The organism is Mesorhizobium sp. CNPSo 4684, from assembly GCF_057784315.1.
The window spans coordinates 16371-40119 of the sequence record NZ_JBWLUX010000003.1 but is presented as its reverse complement, the minus strand read 5'-3'; the positions used below and the strand labels follow the sequence as shown (position 1 = coordinate 40119).

Sequence of the window (23749 nt, the reverse complement as noted above, 5' to 3'; positions counted from 1 at the left end):
ACAGAGATCTGTGACTGATGACTGAACTTGACGAGCGCAAGCTCGACCCTGCCGTGGCCCTCGCCTCCCTCGACGAAACCGCGCCGCGCGAGCCGCACCGGCTGTTCGCCCTGAAACAAGGCGACTGTTTTGTGGTGGCCGATGCCTATGGCGACATCCGAGGCGCCGGTGACGGCTTCTTTCGCGACGACACGCGTGTGCTGTCGGAGTTTCGGCTGACCGTCGGCGGCCGGCAGACATCGCTCCTCGGCGCCTCGCTCAGTCAGGACAATGTGCTGTTCTCCAGCAATTTGACCAACCTGCCGATGCAAAGCGTCGGCGGCCGCGACATCCCGCAAGGCGCGATCCATATCGAACGCGTCAGATTGCTTTGGCAGGACCGGCTGTTCGAACGCATCACCCTGTCCAACTACAGCCAGGAGCATTCGGCAATCCGCATCTCGCTGCACTTCGCTGCCGATTTCCGCGACATGTTCGAGGTGCGCGGGTCGACCAGGCCAAAGCGCGGCACGGCGCATGCGGCCGAAATCGACGCGACGTCCGTGCTCTTGCGTTACGACGGACTGGACGGTCTGGCGCGGCAGTCAGCGATCTCGTTTTCGCAGGCGCCGGACCAACTGAGTGCCGAGCGCGCGGATTTCCTGATCGCGGTGACCAAGCGCAGCAGCAAGGTGTTCTATGTCGAGGTCGGTCCGGAACCGGCCGAGCCACCCGACCGCGACCGGTTTCGCGCGGCTGCGGCGCGCGCCCGCTTCGGCATGCGGGCCAAGCGCCGTCATGGCGCGACGGTGCACAGTTCAGGCCGCGTCTTCAACGACTGGGTCGAACGCGCCCGCGCCGATGTGGCCTTGCTGACCACCGAGCTTTCGACCGGCCCCTACCCTTATGCAGGCATTCCCTGGTTCTCGACTGCATTCGGCCGCGACGGCGTTATCTCGGCGCTGCAGATGCTGTGGCTCAACCCCGGCCTGGCGCGCGGCGTGCTTTCCTTCCTCGCTCAGCATCAGGCGACCGAGACATCGCCGTTCAGCGACTCCCAACCCGGCAAGATCATGCACGAGACCCGCAAAGGCGAGATGGTGGCGCTGCAGGAGCTTCCCTTCGGCCGCTACTACGGTGGCGTCGACACCACGCCGCTCTACATCCATCTCGCCTGCGCCTATGCAGAGCGCACCGGCGACATGGACTTCATCGCCAGCCTGTGGCCGTCTCTGTGCGCCGCCGCCGAGTGGACCGAGGAAGCCAGCCGCGCGACAGGCTTCGTCACCTATCAGCGCGCCGCTGAATCCGGCCTCGCCAACCAGGGCTGGAAGGACAGTTTCGACTCGGTGTTCCACGCCGATGGCCGCATTCCCAAAGGACCGATCGCGCTGGTCGAGGTGCAGGGCTATGTCTTTGCCGCCTTCAGGGGCCTGGCGGCACTTGCCCGCCGCCGGGGCGAGTTCGCGCAAGCCGAGCATTGGGAAAACCGCGCCGAAGAGATGCGGATCGCCGTTGAGCGCGATTTCTGGCTCGACGATCTGGGTTTCTATGCGCTCGCCATCGACGGCGCCGGCGAACCCTGCAAGGTGCGCACCTCCAATGCCGGTCACCTGCTCTATGTCGGGCTGCCCGAGCCGGCGCGGGCGCAGATGGTCGCCGACCAGTTGCTATCGGCGTCCTTCCAGTCGGGCTGGGGAGTGAGGACGCTTGCCGACGATGCGGTGTTGTTCAATCCGATGTCATACCACAACGGTTCGATCTGGCCGCACGACACGGCGATTTGCGGCGCCGGCCTGGCGCGGTTTGGCGAGCGCGACAATGTGGTGCGGCTGATGAGCGGCACGTTCGAATCCGCCGTGCATTTCAACATGCGGCTGCCGGAATTGTTCTGCGGCTTTACCCGCTCGGTCGGCGAAGCGCCGATCGCCTATCCCGTCGCCTGCCTGCCGCAGGCGTGGTCGGCGGGTTCGGCCTTCATGCTGATGCAGGCTTGCCTCGGTCTGGAAATCGACGGCTGGAATGGCGAAATCCACGTCACCCGCCCAAGGCTGCCGATCGGCATCGACACGCTGACGCTGAGGCATCTGGGCGTCGGTGAAAAGAAAGTCGATCTCACTTTCCAGCGCGTCGGCGACCGCGTCGTCGCCTTTCTCGCCGACCGCCATGAAGGGTTGGTTCCGCTGATCGTGCGAAGCTGAACTGGTCATTTCTGTTGGAACCGATCGCGGTTTTGTGCGTTGCGAAATGACAGCTGCCGGCGACCAGGCTGCCAGCGACAGGTTCAAATTAGAAACAAGAAGAATGACCGCCGAAGGCGGAGATTGGCACTTCAATGACAAATTATGGCGTCGAGATGCTCTGGATCGTGATCCTGGCAAGCCTTGGCCTATCCGCCCTCGCCGTCCTGTTTTCGATATCCCGGCGCGGCGACGGCCACGCACCGGCCGTTGCCCGCGCGGCTGGTGAGGATGTGGCGGCGGAAGCGGCGCGCAAGGTCATGCGCGAGTTCGAAAAGAACGGCCAGTCCGCCGATGCCGCACTGGTCACATGGTCACCCGAGACCTTGCGCAAGATCCTCGCCGACGACCTCCCGGACGCCCAGGTCATCGTCATCTCCAACCGCGAACCTTACATCCACAACGTCAAGGACAATGGCGTCGAGCTTGTAGTGCCTGCCAGCGGGCTGGTGTCGGCGCTGGAGCCTATCACACGCGCCTGCGGCGGCACCTGGATCGCCTATGGCGGCGGTAGCGCGGACCGCCTCACTGTGGACGACAATGACCGCGTGCCAGTGCCGCCGGACAAGCCGTCCTACACGCTGCGCCGCGTATGGCTGAGCGAGGAGGAATATCAAGGTTATTATCTCGGATTTGCCAATGAAGGCCTGTGGCCGCTCTGCCATATCGCCTTCACCCGGCCGATCTTCCGCGCCTCGGACTGGGAAGCCTATGAGGCCGTCAACCGCAAGTTCGCCGATACGGTTGTGGCAGAGGCGCGCAACGAGCGGCCGATCGTGCTGGTCCAGGACTACCATTTCGCGCTGCTGCCGCGCATGATCCGCGAGCGCCTGCCGGAGGCGATCGTCATCACCTTCTGGCATATCCCCTGGCCGAACTCCGAAGTCTTCAGCATCTGCCCATGGCGCGAACGCATCCTGGAGGGGCTGCTCGGCAGCTCGATCATCGGCTTCCACACCCAGTTCCACGCCAACAATTTTACCGAAAGCGTCGATCGCTTCCTGGAAAGCCGTATCGAGCGCGCGGATGCGGCGATCTCTTACGGTGGCCAGACGACGCTGGTGCACGCCTACCCCATCTCGATCGAATGGCCGGCCGAGTTGCTGGCAAAGCTGCCCACAGTCGAGGAATGCCGAACCCGCCTGCGCGACAGGTTCGGCCTCAAGGCAGACGTCAAGCTCTGCATCGGCGTCGAACGACTGGACTACACCAAGGGCATTCTCGACCGTTTTCAGGCTTTGGACGAATTGTTCACGCGCCATCCCGAATGGATCGGCAGACTCGTCTTCCTACAGATCGCGGCGCCCAGCCGCGGCACGCTGCCGGCGTACCAGCAACTGCATGACGAATGCATGCGCTATGCCGACGAGCTCAATCAGCGCTATGGCAGCAGCGACGGCTACAAGCCGGTCATCATGGTGGCCGAACATCACTCGCAGGAACAGGTCTACGAGAGCTATCGCGCTGCCGACATCTGCATGGTCACCAGCCTGCATGACGGCATGAATCTCGTCGCCAAGGAATTCGTCGCCGCACGCGACGACGAGCAGGGCGTGCTGTTGCTCAGCACATTTGCCGGTGCGTCGCGCGAACTGCTCGAGGCGCTGATCGTCAATCCCTACGATGCGGCAATGATGAGCGATGCGCTGCTGCAGGCGCTGACCATGTCGCCGGACGAACAGCGCGAGCGCATGCGCCCGATGCGCGAAATGGTGCGCGACAACAATGTCTATCGCTGGGCCGGCAGCATGCTGCTGGACGCGGCGCGGCTGCGCAAACGCAGCGACCTCGACCGGGCGACGGGTGTCACCGAACGGCCTGCAACCACCGACAGCAACATCGTCTCGCTTTTCGATCGCATGCGGAGGGTGGCGTCATGAATAGTCTACCGAAGGCATTGGGCCTGCCAGCAGCACCCGACCTGCCGGAAGGACAATGGGCACTTTTCCTCGACATTGACGGCACCTTGCTCGAACACGCCGCCCACCCGGACGCAGTGTCCGTCAGCGACGAGTTGCGCAGTCTGCTCGGCGTCATCGACGAACGGCTCGGCGGCGCAGTCGCCTTCATCACCGGCCGCTCGGTCGAAGTCGCCGACAGATTGTTTCATCCGCTGAAGCTGCGCGTTGCTGGTCTCTATGGGCTGGAACACCGGCTGACGCCGGACGGCCCGGTCGTTGCCGCGGACGCTCCCGCCGATATGGCCGCCCTTGCCGACGCCATTGAAGCCGAATTGGACGACGGCCAGGTTCATATCGAGCGCAAGGGTCCGATCCTTGCCATTCATACGCGTGCGGCGCCGCATCTGCTGGCCAGGGCGACGGAACTTGTCGAGCAGGCCTTGGCCGAGCTCCCCAAGGGCTACCGCGTCATTCCGGGAAATGCCGGTGTCGAGCTGATGCCGCTCGAGGCGGCCAAGGGCGCTGCCGTTCGGCGTTTCATGGCGATCTCGCCCTTTACCGGAAGGCGGCCGGTTTTCCTCGGTGACGACACCGCTGATGAAAACGGTTTCGAGGCGATCAACGAAGCCGGCGGCATCTCGATCCGGGTCAGGCCGCGCGGCCCCACCGTAGCTCAGTACCAGCTCGATGACGTCACCCGTGCGATAGCCTGGCTTGCCGCCAATTTCGAAGCGTCACCGGCCCTCGCCCGCAAAGCATCCTGATCGCTGGCGCCAGCGGATCGAATCAAGACCGCCGGAATTGCGGCCCGTCTCCGACAAACGCCGATCGATAAGCGCGATTCTCATTGAATATCTTTAAGGTCAAAGCCGGCAAATGGATTGCTTGCCGGTTCCCCTGCGTCAGGCCTAACCTGCGTGGCACCGCGTGGAGGCGCGTTCGGCTAGCAAGGGGAGGACATCGCAGTGACAATACAAGGGGCATCGCCTGGCCTTTACAATGAGGACCTCGCTCCGGCAAAGGTGCGGAACTGGGGGCCATTCTCGATCTTCAATGTCTGGACGTCGGACGTCCACAGCCTTTGGGGCTATTATCTCGCTGCCAGCCTGTTCTTGTTTTGCGGCGGCTTCGTCAATTTCATCATCGCCATCGGCATCGGTTCGCTGATCATCTACGCGCTGATGAACATGGTCGGCTATGCCGGCGTGAAGACCGGCGTGCCCTACCCCGTGCTGGCCCGCGCCTCGTTCGGCATCTGGGGCGCCAACATTCCGGCGCTGGTGCGCGCCATCGTCGCCTGCTTCTGGTACGGCGCGCAGACTGCCGCCGCTTCCGGCGCCATCGTGGCGCTCTTGATCCGCTCGCAATGGTTCGCCGATTTCAACGCCAACACGCATTTCCTCGGCCATACCGGCCTGGAGGTGATCTGTTTTGTGGTCATCTGGGCACTGCAATTGCTGATCATCCAGAATGGCATGGAGACGGTGCGCCGCTTCCAGGATTGGGCCGGCCCGGCGGTGTGGGTGATGATGCTGATCCTGGCGATCTATCTGTGCGTCAAATCCGGGAGATTTGCGTTCACCAGCGATATCCCGATGGATGTTCTGCTCGACAAGACCAAGGATGCGGGCGTACCAGGCACTCCTGGCTCCTGGACGTCGCTGTTTGCGGTGGCGGCGATCTGGGTCACCTATTTCTCGGCGCTCTATCTCAATTTCTGCGATTTCGCCCGCTATGCCCCAGACAAGGCATCGCTGCGCAAGGGCAACATCTGGGGCCTGCCGGTCAATTTGATCCTGTTCTCGCTGGTTGCCGGCGTCACCACCATTGCCGCCTATGACGTCTATCACGAAGTGCTGCTGCACCCCGACCAGATCTCGGCCAAGTTCGACAGCTGGTTCCTGGCCGCACTTGCCGCACTGACCTTCGCGGTGGCGACGCTCGGCATCAATGTGGTGGCGAACTTCGTCTCCCCGGCCTTCGACTTCTCCAACGTCTTTCCCCGGCAGATCGACTTCAAGAAGGGCGGCTACATCGCAGCCTTGATTGCGCTGGTGCTCTACCCCTTCGCGCCGTGGGAAGGCAGCGCCGCCTCCTTCGTCAACATCATCGGCGCGACGATGGGCCCGATCTTCGGTGTGATGATGGTCGACTACTATCTGATCCGCAAAGGCGAGGTCGACGTCGAGGCGCTCTACCGCGAGGACGGCGAGTTCCGCTTCCAGGGCGGCTGGCACGTCAATGCCTTTATCGCCGCTGGCATCGGCGCCATCTTCTCGTCGATCCTGCCCAACTTCACCAGTTGGCTGCCGGCCTGGTGGGGCGTCTATGGCTGGTTCTTCGGCGTGGCGATTGCCGGCGCCATCTACTACGTGTTGCGCACGATGGCACTGGGTGCTGGAGCGAAGACGGCGAAGGCATGAAATGGAGGGAATAAGGCAGTAGGGCAGTAAGGGAGTAGGGGAATAGGAGCCCTACTGCCCTACTGCCCTACTGCCCTACTGCCCTACTGCCCTTCTGCCTATTCCTCCCACCATCTCAGCCAACCTCCGCACCGTGTTCCAGTTGCGTGCGGTGCCGATGCCCATGCGCTTGTGGTTCATCGCCGCAAGCAGCCGCGAGCTTGGCCGCTCGCGCGAAAAGACAACCCAGATGTCGCCTTCGACCGAAGCCACCTTCTCATCCTCGGCGGCATAGGCGTGGAGCGCTGCGACGCCATCGGCGGGCGCAGGCTTGCGCATCACCCGCACCGCCACCTGATCGCCGGTTTCAGCCGACTCGGCCGGAAACGGATTGCCGGCGGCGAGTTTCAGCCAGTCCTCGGCAGTGCGCACGATGATGACAACATGGCGGCCGAAGGTTTTTTCGAAGGCCGTTTCGAGCCGCTGTTCCAGCCTGGTGATATCCGCCGCGCGCGCCTCGAAGACGAGATTGCCGGTCGCTACCAGTGTGCGAGGATTCTTCAACCCGAGGCCTTCGGCCATCGCCTTGAGGTCGGACATAACGACCCGGCGACCTTCGCCGAGGATGATGCTGTAGAGCAGCGCGACATAGGTTTGCATCAGCTGCTAAACCCGCAGGCAGCTAGACCAGCCGCGACTGGTCCACCGCAGCCGAGATGAAGCTGGCGAACAGCGGATGCGGCTCAAGCGGCCGGCTCTTCAGTTCCGGGTGATACTGGACGCCGATGAACCAGGGATGGTCGGGGTATTCGACCGTTTCCGGCAGCACGCCGTCGGGCGACATGCCGGCAAACACCAGGCCGCAATCTTCCAGCCGCTCCTTGTAGTCGACATTGACCTCGTAGCGGTGGCGGTGGCGCTCGGAAATCTGGGTGTCACCGTAGATCTCGGCGATCTTCGAACCCTTGGTGAGCTCGGCCTGATAGGCGCCGAGCCGCATGGTGCCGCCGAGATCGCCGGTCTCGCGGCGCTTCTCCAGCATATTGCCTTTCAGCCATTCGGTCATCAGGCCGACCACCGGTTCGTCGGTCGGGCCGAATTCGGTCGACGAGGCATGTTCGACGCCGGCCAGCGACCGCGCCGCCTCGATGCAGGCCATCTGCATGCCGAAGCAGATGCCGAAATACGGCACCTTGCGCTCGCGGGCGAATTTCGCCGCCAGGATCTTGCCTTCCGAGCCGCGCTCGCCGAAGCCGCCGGGCACCAGGATGCCATGCACCTTTTCCAGCCACGGCGTCGGGTCTTCCTTTTCGAAGATCTCGCTTTCGATCCAGTCGAGCTTGACCTTGACGCGGTTGGCCATGCCGCCATGCGACAGCGCCTCGATCAGCGATTTGTAGGCGTCCTTGAGGCCGGTATATTTGCCGACGACGGCAATGGTGACCTCGCCTTCCGGATTGTGGATGCGGTTGGACACCGCCTGCCAGGGCTCCATGCGCGGTTTGGGCGCCGGGTCGATGCCGAAGGCGGCCAACACTTCCGAATCGAGCCCTTCCTTGTGATAGGCCATCGGCACGTCATAGATGTGCGGCACGTCGAGCGCCTGAATGACGGCGCTTTCCCGGACATTGCAGAACAGCGACAGCTTTCTGCGCTCTTCCTTGGGTATGGCGCGGTCGGCACGCACCAGCAGGATGTCGGGCGCAATGCCGATGCCGCGCAGTTCCTTGACCGAATGCTGGGTCGGCTTGGTCTTCAGTTCGCCGGCCGTCGGGATGTAGGGCATCAAGGTCAGATGGACATAGACGGCGTTGTTGCGCGGCAGGTCGTTGCCGAGCTGGCGGATCGCCTCCAGGAAAGGCATCGCCTCGATGTCGCCGACAGTGCCGCCGATCTCGCACAGCACGAAATCGTAGTCGTCATTGCCGTCGAGGACGAAATGCTTGATCTCGTCGGTGACGTGCGGAATGACCTGGACGGTCGCGCCGAGATAGTCACCGCGCCGCTCACGCTCGATGATGTTCTTGTATATGCGGCCGGTTGTGATGTTATCCTGCTGGTTGGCCGAGCGGCCGGTGAAACGCTCGTAATGGCCCAGATCGAGATCGGTCTCGGCACCGTCATCGGTGACGAAGACCTCGCCATGCTGGTAAGGCGACATCGTGCCGGGATCGACATTGAGATAGGGATCGAGCTTTTTGATGCGTGCGCGATAGCCTCGCGCCTGCAAGAGAGCCCCAAGGGCCGCTGCGGCAATGCCTTTTCCAAGTGAGGAAACCACGCCGCCTGTGATGAATACATATCGCGCCATGGGAGTCATCGCTTAACGCGGCCGAATTGATTCCGCCAGAGAAAAAACCGCCGCTGAGGCTTTTTCCAGAGAAGGCGCGATAGTCCCGAGGCTCGAGACTGTAGTTCTTGGTCAAAACAAAAGGGCCGGCAGAAGCCGGCCCTTTCGGCAGAATTGAAAGAACGTCAGATGATGACGACCTTGGTGCCGACCCGGACGCGGCTGTAGAGGTCCATGACGTGCTCGTTGATCATCCGGAAGCAGCCATTGGAGGCGCTGGTTCCGATCGACTGCGGCGCGATGGTACCGTGGATACGCAGATGCGTGTCCTTCTTGCCGTCATAGAGATAGATGGCGCGGGCGCCGAGCGGGTTCTGACCGCCGCCGGGCATGCCGTCCTTGTACTGGCCATAGTGCTTGGGCTCGCGCTTCTGCATGTCCAGCGTCGGGATCCAGCGCGGCCATTCCTGCTTGTCGCCAACCGCAACCGTACCCTTGAACTGCAGGCCTTCGCGGCCGACCGCAATGGCATAGCGGCGGGCGGTGAAAGCCGATTCGACGAGGTAGAGACGGCGTGCGCTGGTATCGATGACGATGGTTCCCGGCTCATAACCGGTGAATTCGACGTCCTGCGGCACGAATTCCGGCTTCACCTTGAACTGCTTCTTGGCTTCGCGCTTGGCGAGCGCCTGATCGAGTGCCCGCGTCTCGGGAAGATAGGCAATCGAGGAGGCAGACGATGTGCCGCCGAACAGGCCGGCGAAGAGCCCCCCGCTCCTCGGCTTCTGGCCCGGGGCCTCGCTGCGCAATTCGCCATTGTTGCCGGTCAGCGCGACGTTCATCGCTTCGGCCGGGAGTGGTTCGGCCGACTCGATCGGCGCGAGCGGCGCAATCGGGTCAACTGGCGAGATGATCTTGGTGGCCTTCTTGGCCGGCTTGGCGTCGGCGACCACGACCGGCTTACCCTTGCTGGCCAGGAAGGCCTGGCGCTCTGCGTCGGCCTTGGCCTTCGCCGCCTCGCGCATGGCCAGCTTGCGGGCCTCGAGCGCCTTGGCGCCGGCTGCCGCCTTGTCGGCCGCGATCTTGTCTTCGAGCTTGCTGATCTGGGCCAGATCATCCGAGCTCGGGTTTTTCTTCTTCTTAAGAAGCTTCAGCTGCGCCGCATCGCTTTTGGCGGCGACGTTGATGATAGCGGTGTTGCCAACCGCCTGCGGTGAGGTCATTGCCGGAGTGCCGGCGAAGGCCGCGGAGCTCATGCCGAATACGGCACAAAACCCCATGAAAATGAAGCTGCGAAGCTGCATAGCGAAGATCCGATCGTTCAGTGCTTGTTGCCCACGGCGTCGCCCGGCGCCCCCCAAGGGCGCAGAAAGTGCCGCGCGCAATCTATAATCGAAGTGCCGGAGCGGCCTCAAGCGGAACGCATGGTCGAATCTTCGTGATCAAGTGCATTTGCCGCGACTGTGTTGAAACAACAACAGATCGCGGCACTTGACCCCATCCAACTACTGGTTTGGAACCTGCGGCGTGACCGGCAAGGTGACGCCGTTGGCAGCCGGCGGCGTGGCCGAATCGGTCGCAGGCGATGTTGCCGGAGCTGGGGCCGGAGCCGTCGCCGGGGCTGTGGCAGGAGCGGTCGCCGGCGGCGTCGTGGCGGCGCCATGGCCCGAAGGCGGAGCCGGTGCGGTGGTGCCGGCAGGTGGCGTCGGCGCCGTCGTGCCGGGCAGTTGGTTGAGCACGCCGTTGCCGCTGTCGGCCGGCACACGGTCGAGAATGTCGATCGGCTTTTCGCCGTAGCGGGCAACGATCGAGAGTGTCAGCGACGTGACGAAGAAAGCCGCGGCCAGGATCGCCGTCGCCCGCGTCAATGCATTGGCCGCACCGCGCGCGGTCATGAAACCGGAACCGCCGCCAATGCCGAGACCACCGCCTTCGGAGCGCTGCAGCAGCACCACGCCGACAAGGGCGAGCACGACCATGAGGTGGATGACGATCAGTACGGTTTCCATATTTTATCCTGGCAAGCCCTGCCGCTCCCTGGCGATCAGGGCCGGTGATTTGGAGGCGGCTCCATACAATGCTTTAACGGCATTTCCAAGCCCGTGGCCGGAATATGGGAAGCAATGCGCCCTTTGCAACGATTTCGGCCGCGGCGCGGCGTTTCACAAGTCGGCGAGGAGCGGCCGAGCCTACGCGATATTCTGGTAGGCTTCGGCGATGGCGAGAAAATCCGCCGCCTTCAGGCTTGCGCCGCCGACGAGCGCGCCGTCGACGTTTTTGACGCCGAGCAGTTCGACCGCATTGGACGGTTTGACCGACCCGCCATAGAGGATGCGGATCTTGCCGGCCGCTGAGGCCCCGAGTCCCTCCGACAATTTTTCGCGGATATGCGCATGCGCCTCGGCCACGTCGTCGGCGGTCGGCGTCAGGCCGGTGCCGATCGCCCATACCGGTTCGTAGGCGATGACGGTGTTGGCCGCCGTCGCGCTGGGCGGCACCGAGCCGGCGACTTGGCGCGACAGCACGTCGAGCGCGGCGCCCGCTTCGCGCTCGGCCTTGGTCTCGCCGATGCAGATGATGGCCACAAGCCCGGCGCGCCATGCGGCAGACGCCTTCGCCTGGACAGTCGCATCGTCCTCGCCACGCTGTTCCCGGCACTCGGAGTGGCCGACAATGACGTGGCTGGCGCCGGCATCCTTCAGCATCTCGGCCGAGATACAGCCGGTGAAGGCGCCGCTTTCCTTGATGTGGCAATCCTCGCCACCGGCCCGCACCGGCGTGCGCGACAGGATTTCGGCCGCGCGCGACAGCAAGGTCGCCGGCACGCAGACCAATGCCTCGGTCTCGGCATCGAGCCCGCTCATGAAGCCGTTGCCGATCATCCTGAGCTCGTTCAGCGAGGCGCTGGTGCCGTTCATTTTCCAGTTGCCGGCAACAAGCGGTCGAATTCCTGGCGTCATGGGATCTGGTTCTCCGGGCGACATTGGGGTCTCGCCCTCCCTACCAAAATCAGGCCACAAAGCAATCGACAGTGAGCCGGAAGGGCGCTATTGCGCTTGTTTCAGACTCGGGCGCACACGAAAGTGCGGAAAAATCGGAAGTAACAATGCTTGGTATATTGAGAAGCGCGGCGGGGACCTGGGTCGCGAAGACCCTGCTGTTACTGCTGGTGGCGAGCTTTGCCGCCTGGGGCGTTACCACCCGCTTGGCGGGCGGCTTCATGGCCGGCCATCACGCGGTCATAACCGCCGGCAGCACCACCGTGTCGATCACCGAATACCGCCTCGCCTACGATCGCCAGATCAACATGCTGCAGCAGCAGATCGGCCAGCGCATCAGCCGCGAGCAGGCCAAGGCCTATGGCATCGACAACCAGGTGCTGGCGCAGCTGGTGTCGGGCGCCGTCCTCGACGAACAGGCGCGCAAGCTCGGACTTGGCTTCTCCAAGGACAGGCTGGCCGAACTGACGCGCCAGGAACCTGCCTTCCAGGGCCCGAATGGCCAGTTCGATCGCCGGCTGTTCGAATCCCGGCTGCGCGAACTCGGCATGCGGCCGGAGGACTATCTGAAGAACCGGGCTCAGGTGGCGGTGCGCCAGCAGATCGTCGAGGCGGTTTCGGACGGCCTCAAGGCTCCGGACACCTTCTTCAAGGCGGTCGCGCTCTATCGCGGCGAAGACCGCACCATCGACTATTTGACCTTGCCTAAGGCGCTGGTCGAGCCGATCCAGGCACCATCCGACAGCGCGCTTCAGGCCTATTTCGAGACCAACAAGAAAACCTACGCGGCGCCGGAATACCGCAAATTCTCCTATGTCCGGCTCGAGCCTGAAGACATCATGGATATCAGCGCCGTGACCGACCAGCAGGTCAGCGACGACTACAACAAGAACAAGGGGCGCTACACCACGCCGGAAATGCGCACCATCGAACAGCTGGTGTTTCCGACGCTGGACGCCGCCAAGGCCGCGTCCGATTCGCTGAAGACGGGCGCCACCTTCGACAAGATCGTCACCGCGCAAGGAAAGACCCAGGCCGATACGCTGCTTGGGACGCTCTCCAAGGACAAGATCAGCGACAAGGCGGTCGCCGATGCCGCATTCGCGCTTGCCGTCAACGAAATCAGCCCGGTCGTCCAGGGCACGTTCGGCCCTGTGCTTTTGCGCGTCACCGAGATCAAGCCGGAAGTGGTGAAGCCGCTGGCCGAAGTGTCTGACCAGATCCGCAAGGATCTGGCGCTGGGCGAAGCAAGCCGCATCCTGCTCGACGTGCACGACAATTACGAAGACACCCGCGCCGCAGGCAGCACGCTCGCCGAAGCCGCCGCCAAACTGAAGCTCAAGGACGTCACCGTCGAGGCCATCGACCGCACCGGCCTCAAGCCGGACGGGACCATCATCAAAGACCTGCCGGCATCGCCTGACCTGATCAAGGCGGTGTTCGAGGCTGAGCCCAACACCGAGAATGAAGCCCTGACCACGACCAACAATGGCTTCGTGTTCTACGAGCTGACATCGATCACGCCGGCTCGCGACCGCACGCTCGACGAGGTTCGCCAGAGGGTGGTGGCCGACTGGACGACCGAGGAAACGACCAAGCGGCTGACCGCGAAGGCAGACGAGCTCGACAAACGCCTCAAGGCCGGCACCACACTCGACGTCATCGCCGGCGAACTGAAGCTCGAAAAGCAGACCAAGCGCGGCGTGAAGCGCGAGGCCGACGACGTCGATTTCGGCAAGGACGGCGCTGCAGCGATGTTCGGCGTCGGCGAAGGCGGCACCGGGCTGATCCCCTCGCCCACCGGCGAAGGCCAGATTCTGTTCAAGGTGGCCGAGGTGTTCGAGCCGGCCGGAGCCGACGCCAGTTCGGTGCCCGACGACGCGCAGAAATCCTTCACGCAAGGCATGTCCGACGATCTGCTCGACCAGTTGGTGGCGCAATTGCAGACGCAATACGCCGTCAGCATCGACCAGGCCGCCGTTGCCCAAGCCGTAGCCCAATGAACGTTTTGGCCCCATGAGCGCCCTCAAGATCCATATCGCCAAGGTCGCCAGCGGGACCGCGCTTACCTTCGAGGAAGCGCGCGAAGCCTTCGACATCATCATGTCGGGCGACGCGACGCCGGGCCAGATCGGCGGCTTCCTGATGGCGCTGCGCGTGCGCGGCGAGACGGTGAGCGAGATCTCCGGCGCCGTTGCCACCATGCGCGCCAAGATGCTGCGCGTCGAAGCGCCTGAAGGCGCCATCGACATCGTCGGCACCGGCGGCGACAACTCCCATTCGGTCAACATCTCGACGGCTTCGGCCTTCGTCATCGCCGGTTGCGGCGTGCCGGTGGCAAAGCATGGCAATCGCGGCCTGTCGTCGCTGACGGGCGCCGCCGACGTGCTGGTTGCGCTCGGCGTCAAGATCGATATCCCGCCGGAGACGATCGGCCGCTGCATCCATGAAGCGGGCGTCGGCTTCATGTTCGCGCCGGCGCATCATCCGGCGATGAAGCATGTCGGCCCGACGCGCGTCGAGCTCGGCACCCGCACCATCTTCAACCTGCTCGGACCGCTGTCCAATCCGGCCGGCGTAAGCCGCCAGATGGTCGGCGTGTTCTTGCCGGAATGGATCGTGCCGGTGGCCGAGACATTGAAGGCGCTGGGTACAGAGCATGCCTGGGTCGTCCATGGCGACGGCTATGACGAAATCACCACCACCGGCGAAACGCAGGTTGCCGAACTGGCCGGTGGCGAGATCCGCCACTTTACGCTGACCCCGGAAGCAGTCGGTTTGCAGCGCCACACCAAGGACGAGTTGCGCGGCGGAGACGCCGCCTACAATGCCCAGGCTTTGCGCGACATGCTGGGCGGCGCCGCCGGCGCCTATCGCGACACGGTGCTGATGAATGCCGGCGCCGGCATGGTGGTGGCGGGCAAGGCAACAACGCTTGCCGACGGCATGGCGGCGGCGGCACAAGCCATCGACAGCGGCCGGGCGCTAGGCGTGCTCGACAGGCTGGTCGAGATTTCGAACGGATAGGGCCGTGGCTGACATTCTGCGCAAGATCGAGGCCTACAAGCGCGATGAGATCGCGGCGGCAAAGGCGCTGATACCGCTGGCCGAGATCAAGGCACAGGCGAAGGATGCCGACGCGCCGCGCGGCTTTCTCGCGGCGCTCGAGGCGAAGCGCAGATCGGGCAACTTTGCCCTGATAGCCGAGATCAAGAAGGCGAGCCCTTCCAAAGGGTTGATCCGTGCCGATTTCGACCCACCGACGCTGGCGCAGGCCTATGAAAAAGGCGGCGCCGCCTGTCTTTCGGTGCTGACCGATGCGCCGTCCTTCCAGGGCGCGCCGGAATTTCTAACCAACGCCCGCAAGGCGGTGTCGCTGCCCGCGCTGCGCAAGGATTTCCTGTTCGATCCCTACCAGGTCTACGAGGCGCGCGCCTGGGGCGCCGACGCCATCCTGATCATCATGGCCAGCGTCGACGATGCCTTGGCGAGCGAATTGGAAGCGACCGCATTCGAACTCGGCATGGATGCGCTGATCGAGGTGCACGACGAGGCCGAGACGCAGCGCGCGGTAAAACTGTCGTCGCGGCTGATCGGCATCAACAACCGCAATCTGAGGACGTTCGAGACCAGTCTTGAAACCTCCGAGCGGCTGGCGTCCATGGTGCCGGGCGGCCGCTTGCTGGTCAGCGAGAGCGGTATTTTCACCCATGACGATTGCCTCAGGATGCAAAAGGCCGGCATCGAAACCTTCCTTGTCGGCGAAAGCCTGATGCGGCAGCAGGATGTGGCGGCTGCAACGCGCCTGCTTCTGACAGGCAAGGCGACAGCCGAGGCGGTCTGACGATGACAGCCGCCCTCACCCATCTCGGCGCCAAGGGCGAGGCCAACATGGTCGATGTCGGCGACAAGGCGGAGACGACGCGCACGGCAGTCGCCGAGGGCTTTGTCTCGATGCGGCCTGAAACCCTGAAAATGATCCTCGACGGCGACGCCAAGAAGGGCGATGTGCTGGGCACAGCGCGCATCGCCGGCATCATGGCAGCCAAGAAGACGCATGAGTTGATCCCGCTCTGCCATCCCCTGCTGTTGACCAAGGTGTCGGTCGACATCGAGCCGGACGCGGCGCTGCCCGGCCTCAGGGTCACCGCGCTCGCCCGCGTCACCGGCAAGACCGGGGTCGAAATGGAAGCGCTGACCGCGGCCTCGGTGGCATGCCTGACTATTTACGACATGGCCAAGGCGGCCGATCGCGCCATGGTGATTTCCGGCATAAGGCTGGTGGAAAAGACCGGCGGCAAGTCCGGCGACTACAAGGCGGGCGCCTGATGGCGCTGGTTCCGGTGGCCGAGGCGCTGGAGCGCCTGCTGGAAGGCGCTGCGGCGCTGCCGGGTGAAAGCATCGCCCTGGCGGATGCGGCCGGCCGGGTGCTGGCGGAACCTGTCGTGGCGCTGCGCACTCAGCCGCCTTTCAACGCGTCCGCCATGGACGGCTATGCGGCGCGGGCGCAGGATGTGGCATCCGCCCCGGCGCGGCTTTCGGTGATCGGCATGGCGCCGGCCGGACGCGGCTTTGACGGCTCGGTCGGCAGGGCGGAGGCTGTCCGCATTTTCACCGGCGCGCCTCTGCCCGAAGGTGCCGACACGATCGTCATCCAGGAGAATGTCCGCGACCTTGGCAATGGCCATATCGAGGTCACCGAGCCGACCGCGAAAGACCGTAACATCCGCCGCCGTGGACTGGATTTCTCGCAAGGCGACCTGCTCCTGCAAAAAGGTCGCGCGCTCGATCCGGCCGCATTGTCGCTTGCGGCGTCGGCCAATCATCCGATGCTCAACGTCGTGCGCCGGCCTCTGGTCGCGATCATCGCCACCGGCGACGAATTGCTGCCGCCGGGGCGTGACCCCGGTCCGGATCAGATCATCTCCTCCAACGCTTACGGCGTTGCGGCCGCCGCGCAGTCTGTCGGCGCCAAAGCGCTTGATCTCGGCATCGCGGCAGATCGCAAGGCCGAGATAGCGGCGCTGGTGCGCAAGGCTGTCGCGGCAAAGGCCGACGTCATCGTCACGCTCGGCGGCGCCTCGGTCGGCGACCACGACCTTGTGCACGATGTACTGACCGGCGAAGGCATGAAGCTCGATTTCTGGAAGCTCGCCATGCGCCCGGGCAAGCCGCTGATGTTCGGGCGTCTCGGCGACATCAGGTGCATCGGCCTGCCCGGCAATCCGGTGGCGAGCCTGGTCTGCTCGCAGCTGTTTTTGAAGCCGCTTTTGGCGCAGCTCGGCGGCCGCACGCACCGGCAGGACATCCGCCCGGCGCAGCTTGGCGCCGCGATGCCGGCCAATGACCTGAGGCAAGACTATGTGCGCGCCGTGGTGAGCGAAGAAACCGGCGCACGGGTGGCGACGCCGTTCGGCATCCAGGATTCCTCGATGCTGAGAATGCTGGCCGACGCCAACGGCTTGATCGTGCGCGAGCCCTTCGCTCCGGCCGCCGCCGCGGGTGCCGCCTGCAGCGTCCTGATGTTACGCTGAACAAAACGTCAACACATTCATTAAACTTTAAAAGGTTGCGGAACACAACTGGAACAGATAGTGTTTGTTCTGGGTTTGTTTTTTCTGATTCTGGTTTCAGGACCCGTGGGGGCCGCGATGCTGACGCGCAAACAACATGAACTTCTGATGTTCATCCATGAACGCCTGAAGGAGAGCGGAATCCCGCCGTCTTTCGACGAGATGAAGGAGGCGCTCGACCTCGCGTCCAAGTCCGGCATTCACCGCCTGATCACGGCGCTTGAGGAGCGTGGTTTCATTCGCCGGCTGCCAAACCGGGCGCGCGCGCTGGAAGTGCTGCGGCTGCCCGACTCGATCGCGCCCGGCCTCAATGCGGCGAAGAAGTTCTCGCCAAGCGTCATCCAGGGCAGTCTCGGTCAAGGTGGTCAGGGGCAAGGCGGTATCGGCCGCCAGATCAAGCCGGCCTCCTCGTCTCGTTCGATGTCGGCCGGCAATGACGACGCCGTTTCCGCGGTGTCGATCCCGGTGATGGGCCGCATCGCCGCCGGTGTGCCGATCGACGCCATCCAGCACCAGACGCATTCGATCTCGGTGCCGCCGGACATGATCATGGGCGGCGAACACTACGCGCTCGAGGTCAAGGGTGACTCGATGATCGAGGCCGGGATTTTCGACGGCGATACGGTGATCATCCGCAATGCCGATACGGCGAGCCCCGGCGAGATCGTGGTGGCGCTGGTCGACGAGGAGGAAGCGACGTTGAAGCGCTTCCGCCGCAAGGGCGCCTCGATCGCGCTGGAAGCCGCCAACCCGGCCTACGAAACCCGCATCTTCGGGCCGGACCGGGTCAAGGTGCAGGGCAAGCTGGTCGGCCTGATCAGGCGTTACTAGAGCCGGCTACTTTTCGCGCTGCTTGTAAGGCGGCAGACCGCGTGCTTCGCGTGAGAAGCGGCGTTGCTCGTGCCAGGGACGATAGGGCTTGTCGACGGCGAAACGGATCATTGGCGCTGTCGCGGCCGATTGTGGGTCGAAGAAGACGGCGGCACTGCCATCGCGGGCAAGTTGCTTCTTGGTCACGACCAGCACCAGCGAGTCGCGGCACGGATTGTAGGCGGTGGCGTCGTCGATGACGATCAGGCTGGCGTAGGCGCAGGCTGGCCGCGCTGTGTTGCGGTCTTTTGCCAGCGCGATGATGGCTCCGGCCGGGTGCCGGGCAATGCAGAGATTGCCTGTGCAATAGAAGGGCGAGCCGGGCGGCAGGTCCAGCGGGTCTAGATCGAACCGCGTGTCCGTTGCCTCGAAAATCTCGGGCGGGATTATGGTTTCCGCCCTCAGCGCGCGTTTCCAGTTGTCTGTGGTGAATTCGTTGGAGCGTTCCCGGTTGAGCGCGAGTTCGCCGCCACCAATCGGCAATGCCACCAGATGCGCATCCTCGGAGATGAGCACATCGGGCGTGCGCACCTGTGGCACAGTCAACAGGCCGGCCAGCGCGAAAGGCACGGCCGCCAGCCTCAGCCAGGTGGTGGCCATGGTGGCGATGACCAGGGCGACCGCCACCAGCAGCACCGAGCGGATAGAGATCAGCCCGACGGCATCGATCGGCGAACGTTCGGAAATCCAGGCGGAGATGGCGATCATCGCCGCCAAGCCCTTGCCCATGACATAAAGGAACGGTCCATCGGCGCCGAACGGCATGGCCAGCGCGCTGAGCACGGCGAAGGGCATGACGATCAACGACACAATCGGCATCACGGCCAGATTTGCGAGCAGGCTGAGTGGCGACACGCGCTGAAAATGCCAGATGGCAAACAGCAAAGTGGCGCTACCTGCGATGATCGATGTCATGGCGAGGCCGCCCATGGCCAGCACGAATTTTCGCGACAGAAAGCCGACGAACGAGCGCCTTGCGGGCGGCGTTCTCACCTTGTCGGCGCGGTAGTCGGCCCAGCCGGCATAGGCGCCGACAAGGGCGGCGGTGGCCGCAAACGACATCTGGAAACTCGGGCCGACAACCTCATGCGGCGACACCAGGATGACGGCGATGGCCGAGATCGCCAGATTGCGCATGGTCAGCGCTGCGCGATCAAACAGCACCGCGACAAGCATGACCGCCAGCATGATGAAGCTGCGCTCGGCGGCAACCACGATGCCTGAAATGACGAGATAGGCGGCGATGGAAACAAGCGCCGCGGCGGCGGCATATTTCTTGACAGGCCGGCGCGAGGAGAAATCGGGAAACAGCGCGAAGGCGCCGCGCAACAATGCCATGATGGTGCCGGCGACCAGCGCCATGTGCAGGCCCGAAATGGAGATGATGTGGTAGATGCCGGTGCGCCGCATAGCCTCGTTGACCTCGTCCGGAATGCCGGCGCGAACGCCGACAATGAGCGCCGCGGCAATCTCGCCTTCGGCGCCGCCGATTTTGCCCCTGATATGGTCGGCAATGTTTTCGCGCGCATTCTCGATTGCCGAAGAGAGCCGTGCGGTCAGCGGCGGCGGGCCCGGCGAAGCAATGGTTTTCGGATTGCCGAGAAAGAAGCCGCTGGCGCCGATCCCGGCGAAATAGCTGTCGAAGGAGAAATCGTAGCTCTCCGGCCGCACCGGACCCGTCGGCGGCAACAGCCTGGCATAGCCGATGATGAGGGAGCCGGCGGTCGTATCGGCCGGAATCCCACGCGCCGAGAGCCTGACCCGCTCCGGCGCGTAGCGCAGCTTGGGGTGAGCGGTGGAAGTAATGTCGAGCGTCAGCCTGACGCGGCCGTTTTCCATCTCCTCAAGGCTGACGACGCGTCCGGTCAGCCGTGTCTGGATCTCGGAGCCCAGCATTTGCGTTCCGGCGCGCCAGGTCTCTACCTTGGCGGCGACCACCCCAAACGCGCACAACATCGCGGCCACGCAGAGCAGATGCGTCTTCGGCCAGGACCGCGCGACGGCTGCGCAACAGGCCATGAGCAGCACAATCGCGATTGGTTGGGCAAAGCCCGGCTCGCTGGCCAGCGAGAAATAAATGATGACGCCGGCCGCCAGGAAAACCGGCATAAGCAGGAAGGCGACGCCGCGGTCGAGTTCGGTGCCGGCGGCCACGGCAAGGCTGCGACGGATTGCTGGCCATGTCGAACGGCGTAGCAGCCTACGCAAACGGATGGCGGATCCGGGCACGGCGACCGGCACCGACGCAGTGTCATCCGGAGACAAAGGCCGGAGGCCAGGCCGCGTCTCGGGCAGCGCGACGGGCATCGGCTCGGCATAGGGACTGTCGGCAAACAGGGAGCCTTCGTTGACGCTTGTCGCAGCGCCCTCGCCTTGATCCTCGCCCCGGCCACGTACAGCCATCGGGTCTGCCCCTTGCGCCCCAGACCCCCTATGCTACATGAACGCGCAAAGCGCGAAAGTCCGCGCGATCACGCCCCCCGTTTTCTAGCCTTGCCCGAGAATTGCAATGTCCAACAAAATTGCCATGTCCAACAGGGTGGTCACCCGTTTTGCCCCCTCGCCCACGGGCTACCTGCATATCGGTGGCGCGCGCACCGCACTGTTCAATTGGCTGTATGCCAAGCACACCGACGGCACGATGCTGCTGCGCATCGAGGACACCGATCGCGAGCGTTCCACCGAAGCGGCAACCCAGGCCATTCTCGATGGGCTGACCTGGCTCGGCCTGTCCTGGGACGGCGAGGCCGTCTCGCAGTTCGAGCGTGCGCCGCGCCACCGCGAGGTGGCCGAGGAGCTGGTGCGCCTGGGCAAGGCCTACTACGCCTACGAGACTCCGGCCGAGCTCGAGGCGATGCGCGAGGCGGCGCGCGCCAAGAGCCTGCCGCCGCGCTATAATGGTGCGTGGCGCGACCGCGACCCCTCCGAGGCGCCCGCCGGACTCAAAGGCGCCATCCGCATCAAGGCGCCGACCGAGGGCGAGACCGTGGTGCATGACCGCGTGCAGGGCGAGGTGCGCTTTCCCAACAAGGATCTCGACGATTTCATCATCCTGCGTTCGGATGGTGTCCCGACCTACATGCATGCCGTCGTCGTCGACGACCACGACATGGGCGTCACCCACATCATACGTGGCGACGACCATCTGACCAACGCCGCGCGCCAGACGGTGATCTACAACGCCATGGGCTGGGAGGTGCCGTCCATGTCGCACATCCCGCTCATCCATGGCGCCGACGGCGCCAAGCTGTCGAAGCGGCATGGCGCGCTCGGCGTCGAGGCCTACCGCGCCATGGGTTATCTGCCCGAGGCGCTGCTCAATTATCTCGCCCGCCTCGGCTGGAGCCATGGCGACGACGAGGTGATGTCGATCAAGGATATGATCTCGTGGTTCGACATCGGCGACGTCAACAAGGGTGCGGCGCGCTTCGACTTCGCCAAACTCGACGCACTGAACGGCGTGCATATGCGCAAGATGGATGACAAGGCGCTGCTCGACATCTTCATCGCCACTCTTCCCTATCTCGAAGGCGGCCCGGCGCTCGCCGACCGCCTCGACGACACCAGGAAGGCGCAGCTGCTGGCCGCGCTGCCTGGCCTGAAGGAGCGTGCGAAGACGCTGGTGGAGCTGGCCGACGGCGCCGGCTTCCTGTTCGTCGAGCGGCCGCTGCCGATCGACGAGAAGGCGGCCGCACTGCTCAATGCCGATGCGCGCACGATCCTGCGTGGCGCCCATGCGGCATTGCAGACAGTTTCTGGCGAGTGGACGGCCGCTGCGGCGGAAGCCGCGGTGCGCGAGTTCGCGACGGCTGGCGGCCACAAGCTCGGCGCCGTGGCCCAACCGCTGAGGGCAGCCCTTACCGGCCGCAGCACCTCGCCCGGCGTGTTCGACGTGCTTGCCGTGCTCGGCCGCGACGAAAGCCTGGCCCGGATTGCGGATCAAATCGATTAGGAGCGAACTGGCCCAAGAAGATTGGCATTGAAAGGCGCGTTTCGCAGTGCAACATTAGGCCCTGGCCCAATCTGGCACGCACCTCCCAAAATGCGGTGGCGAGTTCGCGCATTCCGGTGATTTCGACGTGTCGTTAGCAGGAATTGCCTTGCCGGCATGAGGAACATGAAGGAGTTTGAGAATGAGCGAAGCTGCGACAAAACTGGAAACCGGCAGCAAGACGACGCACCCGTCTACTGCCACGCTCGAACTGGCCGGCAAGAGGCACGAATTCAAGGTGCGAAGCGGCTCGGTCGGGCCTGACGTCATCGACATCGGTGCGCTCTACAACACCACCGGCGCCTTTACCTACGACCCTGGCTTCACCTCGACGGCGAGCTGCGAGTCGGCGATCACCTTCATCGACGGCGATGCCGGCATACTGCTGCACCGCGGCTATCCGATCGACCAGCTGGCCGAGCATGGCGACTTCCTCGAAGTCTGCTACCTGCTGCTCTACGGTGAACTGCCGACCAAGGCGCAGAAGGACGATTTCGACTACCGGGTGACGCGCCACACCATGGTGCATGAGCAGATGTCGCGCTTCTTCACCGGCTTCCGCCGCGACGCGCACCCAATGGCTGTGATGTGCGGCGTGGTCGGCGCGCTGTCGGCCTTCTATCACGACTCCACCGACATTTCGGACCCGTATCAGCGCATGGTCGCCTCGATGCGGCTGATCGCCAAGATGCCGACGATCGCGGCCATGGCCTACAAATACCATATCGGCCAGCCCTTCATTTACCCGAAGAACGAGCTGAACTTCGCCGCCAACTTCCTGCATATGTGCTTTGCCGTGCCGTGCGAGGAATACAAGATCAACCCGGTGCTGGCGCGCGCCATGGAGCGTATCTTCATCCTGCATGCCGACCACGAGCAGAACGCCTCGACCTCGACGGTGCGTCTTGCCGGCTCGTCGGGCGCCAATCCGTTCGCCTGCATCGCCGCCGGCATCGCGTGCCTGTGGGGCCCTGCGCATGGCGGCGCCAACGAGGCGGCGCTCAACATGCTGGGCGAGATAGGCCATGTCGACCACATCCCGGAATTCATCGCCCGCGCCAAAGACAAGAACGACCCCTTCCGGCTGATGGGCTTTGGCCACCGCGTCTACAAGAATTACGATCCTCGCGCGAAAATCATGCAGAAGACCGCTCATGAGGTGCTGGGCGAACTCGGCATCAAGGACGATCCGCTGCTCGACATCGCCATGGAGCTGGAAAAGATCGCGCTGACCGATTCCTACTTCATCGAGAAGAAACTCTATCCGAACGTCGACTTCTATTCCGGCATCACGCTGAAGGCGCTGGGCTTCCCCACCACCATGTTCACCGTGCTGTTCGCGGTCGCCCGCACCGTCGGCTGGATCGCGCAGTGGAAGGAAATGATCGAGGATCCACACCAGAAGATCGGCCGCCCGCGCCAGCTCTATACCGGCGCGCCGGAACGCGACTACGTGCCGATCGCAAAGCGGTAATCGAAGCCGCATGCGGCTTCGCCATGACAC

The 23749-nt window shown here is 64.0% G+C and carries 18 protein-coding genes; 12 read left to right on the top strand and 6 right to left on the bottom strand.

From position 1 onward, the window contains the following. Window positions 1-17 precede the first annotated feature (17 nt). From AC04SG_RS03185 to AC04SG_RS03170, 4 genes are all read left to right on the top strand, one after another. Window positions 18-2180 (top strand): amylo-alpha-1,6-glucosidase, encoded by a 2163-nt coding sequence (locus tag AC04SG_RS03185; protein WP_352561608.1) that lies wholly within the window; start codon window positions 18-20, stop codon window positions 2178-2180. Between the two features lie 134 nt (window positions 2181-2314). Next, window positions 2315-4099 (top strand): alpha,alpha-trehalose-phosphate synthase (UDP-forming), encoded by a 1785-nt coding sequence (locus AC04SG_RS03180; RefSeq protein ID WP_488549898.1) that lies wholly within the window; start codon window positions 2315-2317, stop codon window positions 4097-4099. Next, the gene (gene otsB, locus AC04SG_RS03175; protein ID WP_436259891.1) at window positions 4096-4884 is read left to right on the top strand and encodes a trehalose-phosphatase; all 789 of its coding nucleotides are present in this window, start codon (window positions 4096-4098) and stop codon (window positions 4882-4884) included. The genes AC04SG_RS03180 and otsB overlap by 4 nt, the downstream gene beginning before the upstream one ends. A gap of 201 nt (window positions 4885-5085) precedes the next feature. Continuing rightward, window positions 5086-6543, top strand: coding sequence for an NCS1 family nucleobase:cation symporter-1 (locus AC04SG_RS03170; protein WP_352561602.1), 1458 nt, complete (start codon window positions 5086-5088; stop codon window positions 6541-6543). 75 nt (window positions 6544-6618) lie between these two features. Here the strand turns inward: AC04SG_RS03170 and AC04SG_RS03165 are convergent, their stop codons facing one another. From AC04SG_RS03165 to tpiA, 5 genes are all read right to left on the bottom strand, one after another. Continuing rightward, the gene (locus tag AC04SG_RS03165; protein ID WP_488549897.1) at window positions 6619-7182 is read right to left on the bottom strand and encodes a DUF1697 domain-containing protein; all 564 of its coding nucleotides are present in this window, start codon (window positions 7180-7182) and stop codon (window positions 6619-6621) included. Between the two features lie 22 nt (window positions 7183-7204). Further along, on the bottom strand, window positions 7205-8842 hold the full coding sequence (gene pyrG, locus AC04SG_RS03160) for a CTP synthase (protein WP_112561656.1): 1638 nt from the start codon (window positions 8840-8842) through the stop codon (window positions 7205-7207). 155 nt (window positions 8843-8997) lie between these two features. After that, window positions 8998-10116, bottom strand: a complete 1119-nt coding sequence (locus AC04SG_RS03155; RefSeq protein WP_488549896.1) for a L,D-transpeptidase — start codon at window positions 10114-10116, stop codon at window positions 8998-9000. A 201-nt stretch (window positions 10117-10317) separates the two neighbouring features. Then, window positions 10318-10821: a preprotein translocase subunit SecG gene (gene secG, locus AC04SG_RS03150; RefSeq protein ID WP_488549895.1), complete on the bottom strand. Its 504-nt coding sequence runs from the start codon at window positions 10819-10821 to the stop codon at window positions 10318-10320. A gap of 180 nt (window positions 10822-11001) precedes the next feature. Then, window positions 11002-11772, bottom strand: coding sequence for a triose-phosphate isomerase (gene tpiA / locus AC04SG_RS03145; protein WP_488549894.1), 771 nt, complete (start codon window positions 11770-11772; stop codon window positions 11002-11004). Between the two features lie 146 nt (window positions 11773-11918). On the opposite strand from tpiA, the gene AC04SG_RS03140 reads away from it, so the two are divergent. The 6 genes from AC04SG_RS03140 to lexA all read left to right on the top strand — a co-directional run bounded on the left by AC04SG_RS03140 (window position 11919) and on the right by lexA (window position 18215). Next, the gene (locus tag AC04SG_RS03140; protein ID WP_488549893.1) at window positions 11919-13814 is read left to right on the top strand and encodes a peptidyl-prolyl cis-trans isomerase; all 1896 of its coding nucleotides are present in this window, start codon (window positions 11919-11921) and stop codon (window positions 13812-13814) included. A 13-nt stretch (window positions 13815-13827) separates the two neighbouring features. Beyond that, complete coding sequence (gene trpD / locus AC04SG_RS03135; RefSeq protein WP_192253906.1) at window positions 13828-14838, top strand: anthranilate phosphoribosyltransferase; 1011 nt, start codon at window positions 13828-13830, stop codon at window positions 14836-14838. A gap of 4 nt (window positions 14839-14842) precedes the next feature. Then, entirely contained in the window at window positions 14843-15655 is an 813-nt protein-coding gene (gene trpC / locus AC04SG_RS03130; protein ID WP_488549892.1) for an indole-3-glycerol phosphate synthase TrpC, read from the top strand. A gap of 2 nt (window positions 15656-15657) precedes the next feature. After that, the gene (gene moaC, locus AC04SG_RS03125) at window positions 15658-16140 is read left to right on the top strand and encodes a cyclic pyranopterin monophosphate synthase MoaC (RefSeq protein ID WP_488549891.1); all 483 of its coding nucleotides are present in this window, start codon (window positions 15658-15660) and stop codon (window positions 16138-16140) included. Next, window positions 16140-17345, top strand: coding sequence for a molybdopterin molybdotransferase MoeA (locus AC04SG_RS03120; protein WP_488549890.1), 1206 nt, complete (start codon window positions 16140-16142; stop codon window positions 17343-17345). Before moaC ends, AC04SG_RS03120 begins: the two co-directional genes overlap by 1 nt. 117 nt (window positions 17346-17462) lie before the next feature. After that, complete coding sequence (gene lexA / locus AC04SG_RS03115; RefSeq protein ID WP_192253888.1) at window positions 17463-18215, top strand: transcriptional repressor LexA; 753 nt, start codon at window positions 17463-17465, stop codon at window positions 18213-18215. A 6-nt stretch (window positions 18216-18221) separates the two neighbouring features. Here the strand turns inward: lexA and AC04SG_RS03110 are convergent, their stop codons facing one another. Continuing rightward, complete coding sequence (locus tag AC04SG_RS03110) at window positions 18222-20657, bottom strand: ComEC/Rec2 family competence protein (protein ID WP_488549889.1); 2436 nt, start codon at window positions 20655-20657, stop codon at window positions 18222-18224. Window positions 20658-20781: 124 nt separating this feature from the next. Here AC04SG_RS03110 and gltX point away from each other — a divergent pair, with 124 nt between their 5' ends. Together gltX and gltA are read left to right on the top strand one after the other, a co-directional pair. Beyond that, a complete protein-coding gene (gene gltX / locus AC04SG_RS03105; RefSeq protein ID WP_488550051.1) occupies window positions 20782-22206 on the top strand; it encodes a glutamate--tRNA ligase in 1425 nt (474 codons plus the stop codon). A gap of 181 nt (window positions 22207-22387) precedes the next feature. After that, window positions 22388-23719, top strand: coding sequence for a citrate synthase (gene gltA / locus AC04SG_RS03100; RefSeq protein ID WP_488549888.1), 1332 nt, complete (start codon window positions 22388-22390; stop codon window positions 23717-23719). Window positions 23720-23749: the final 30 nt, after the last annotated feature.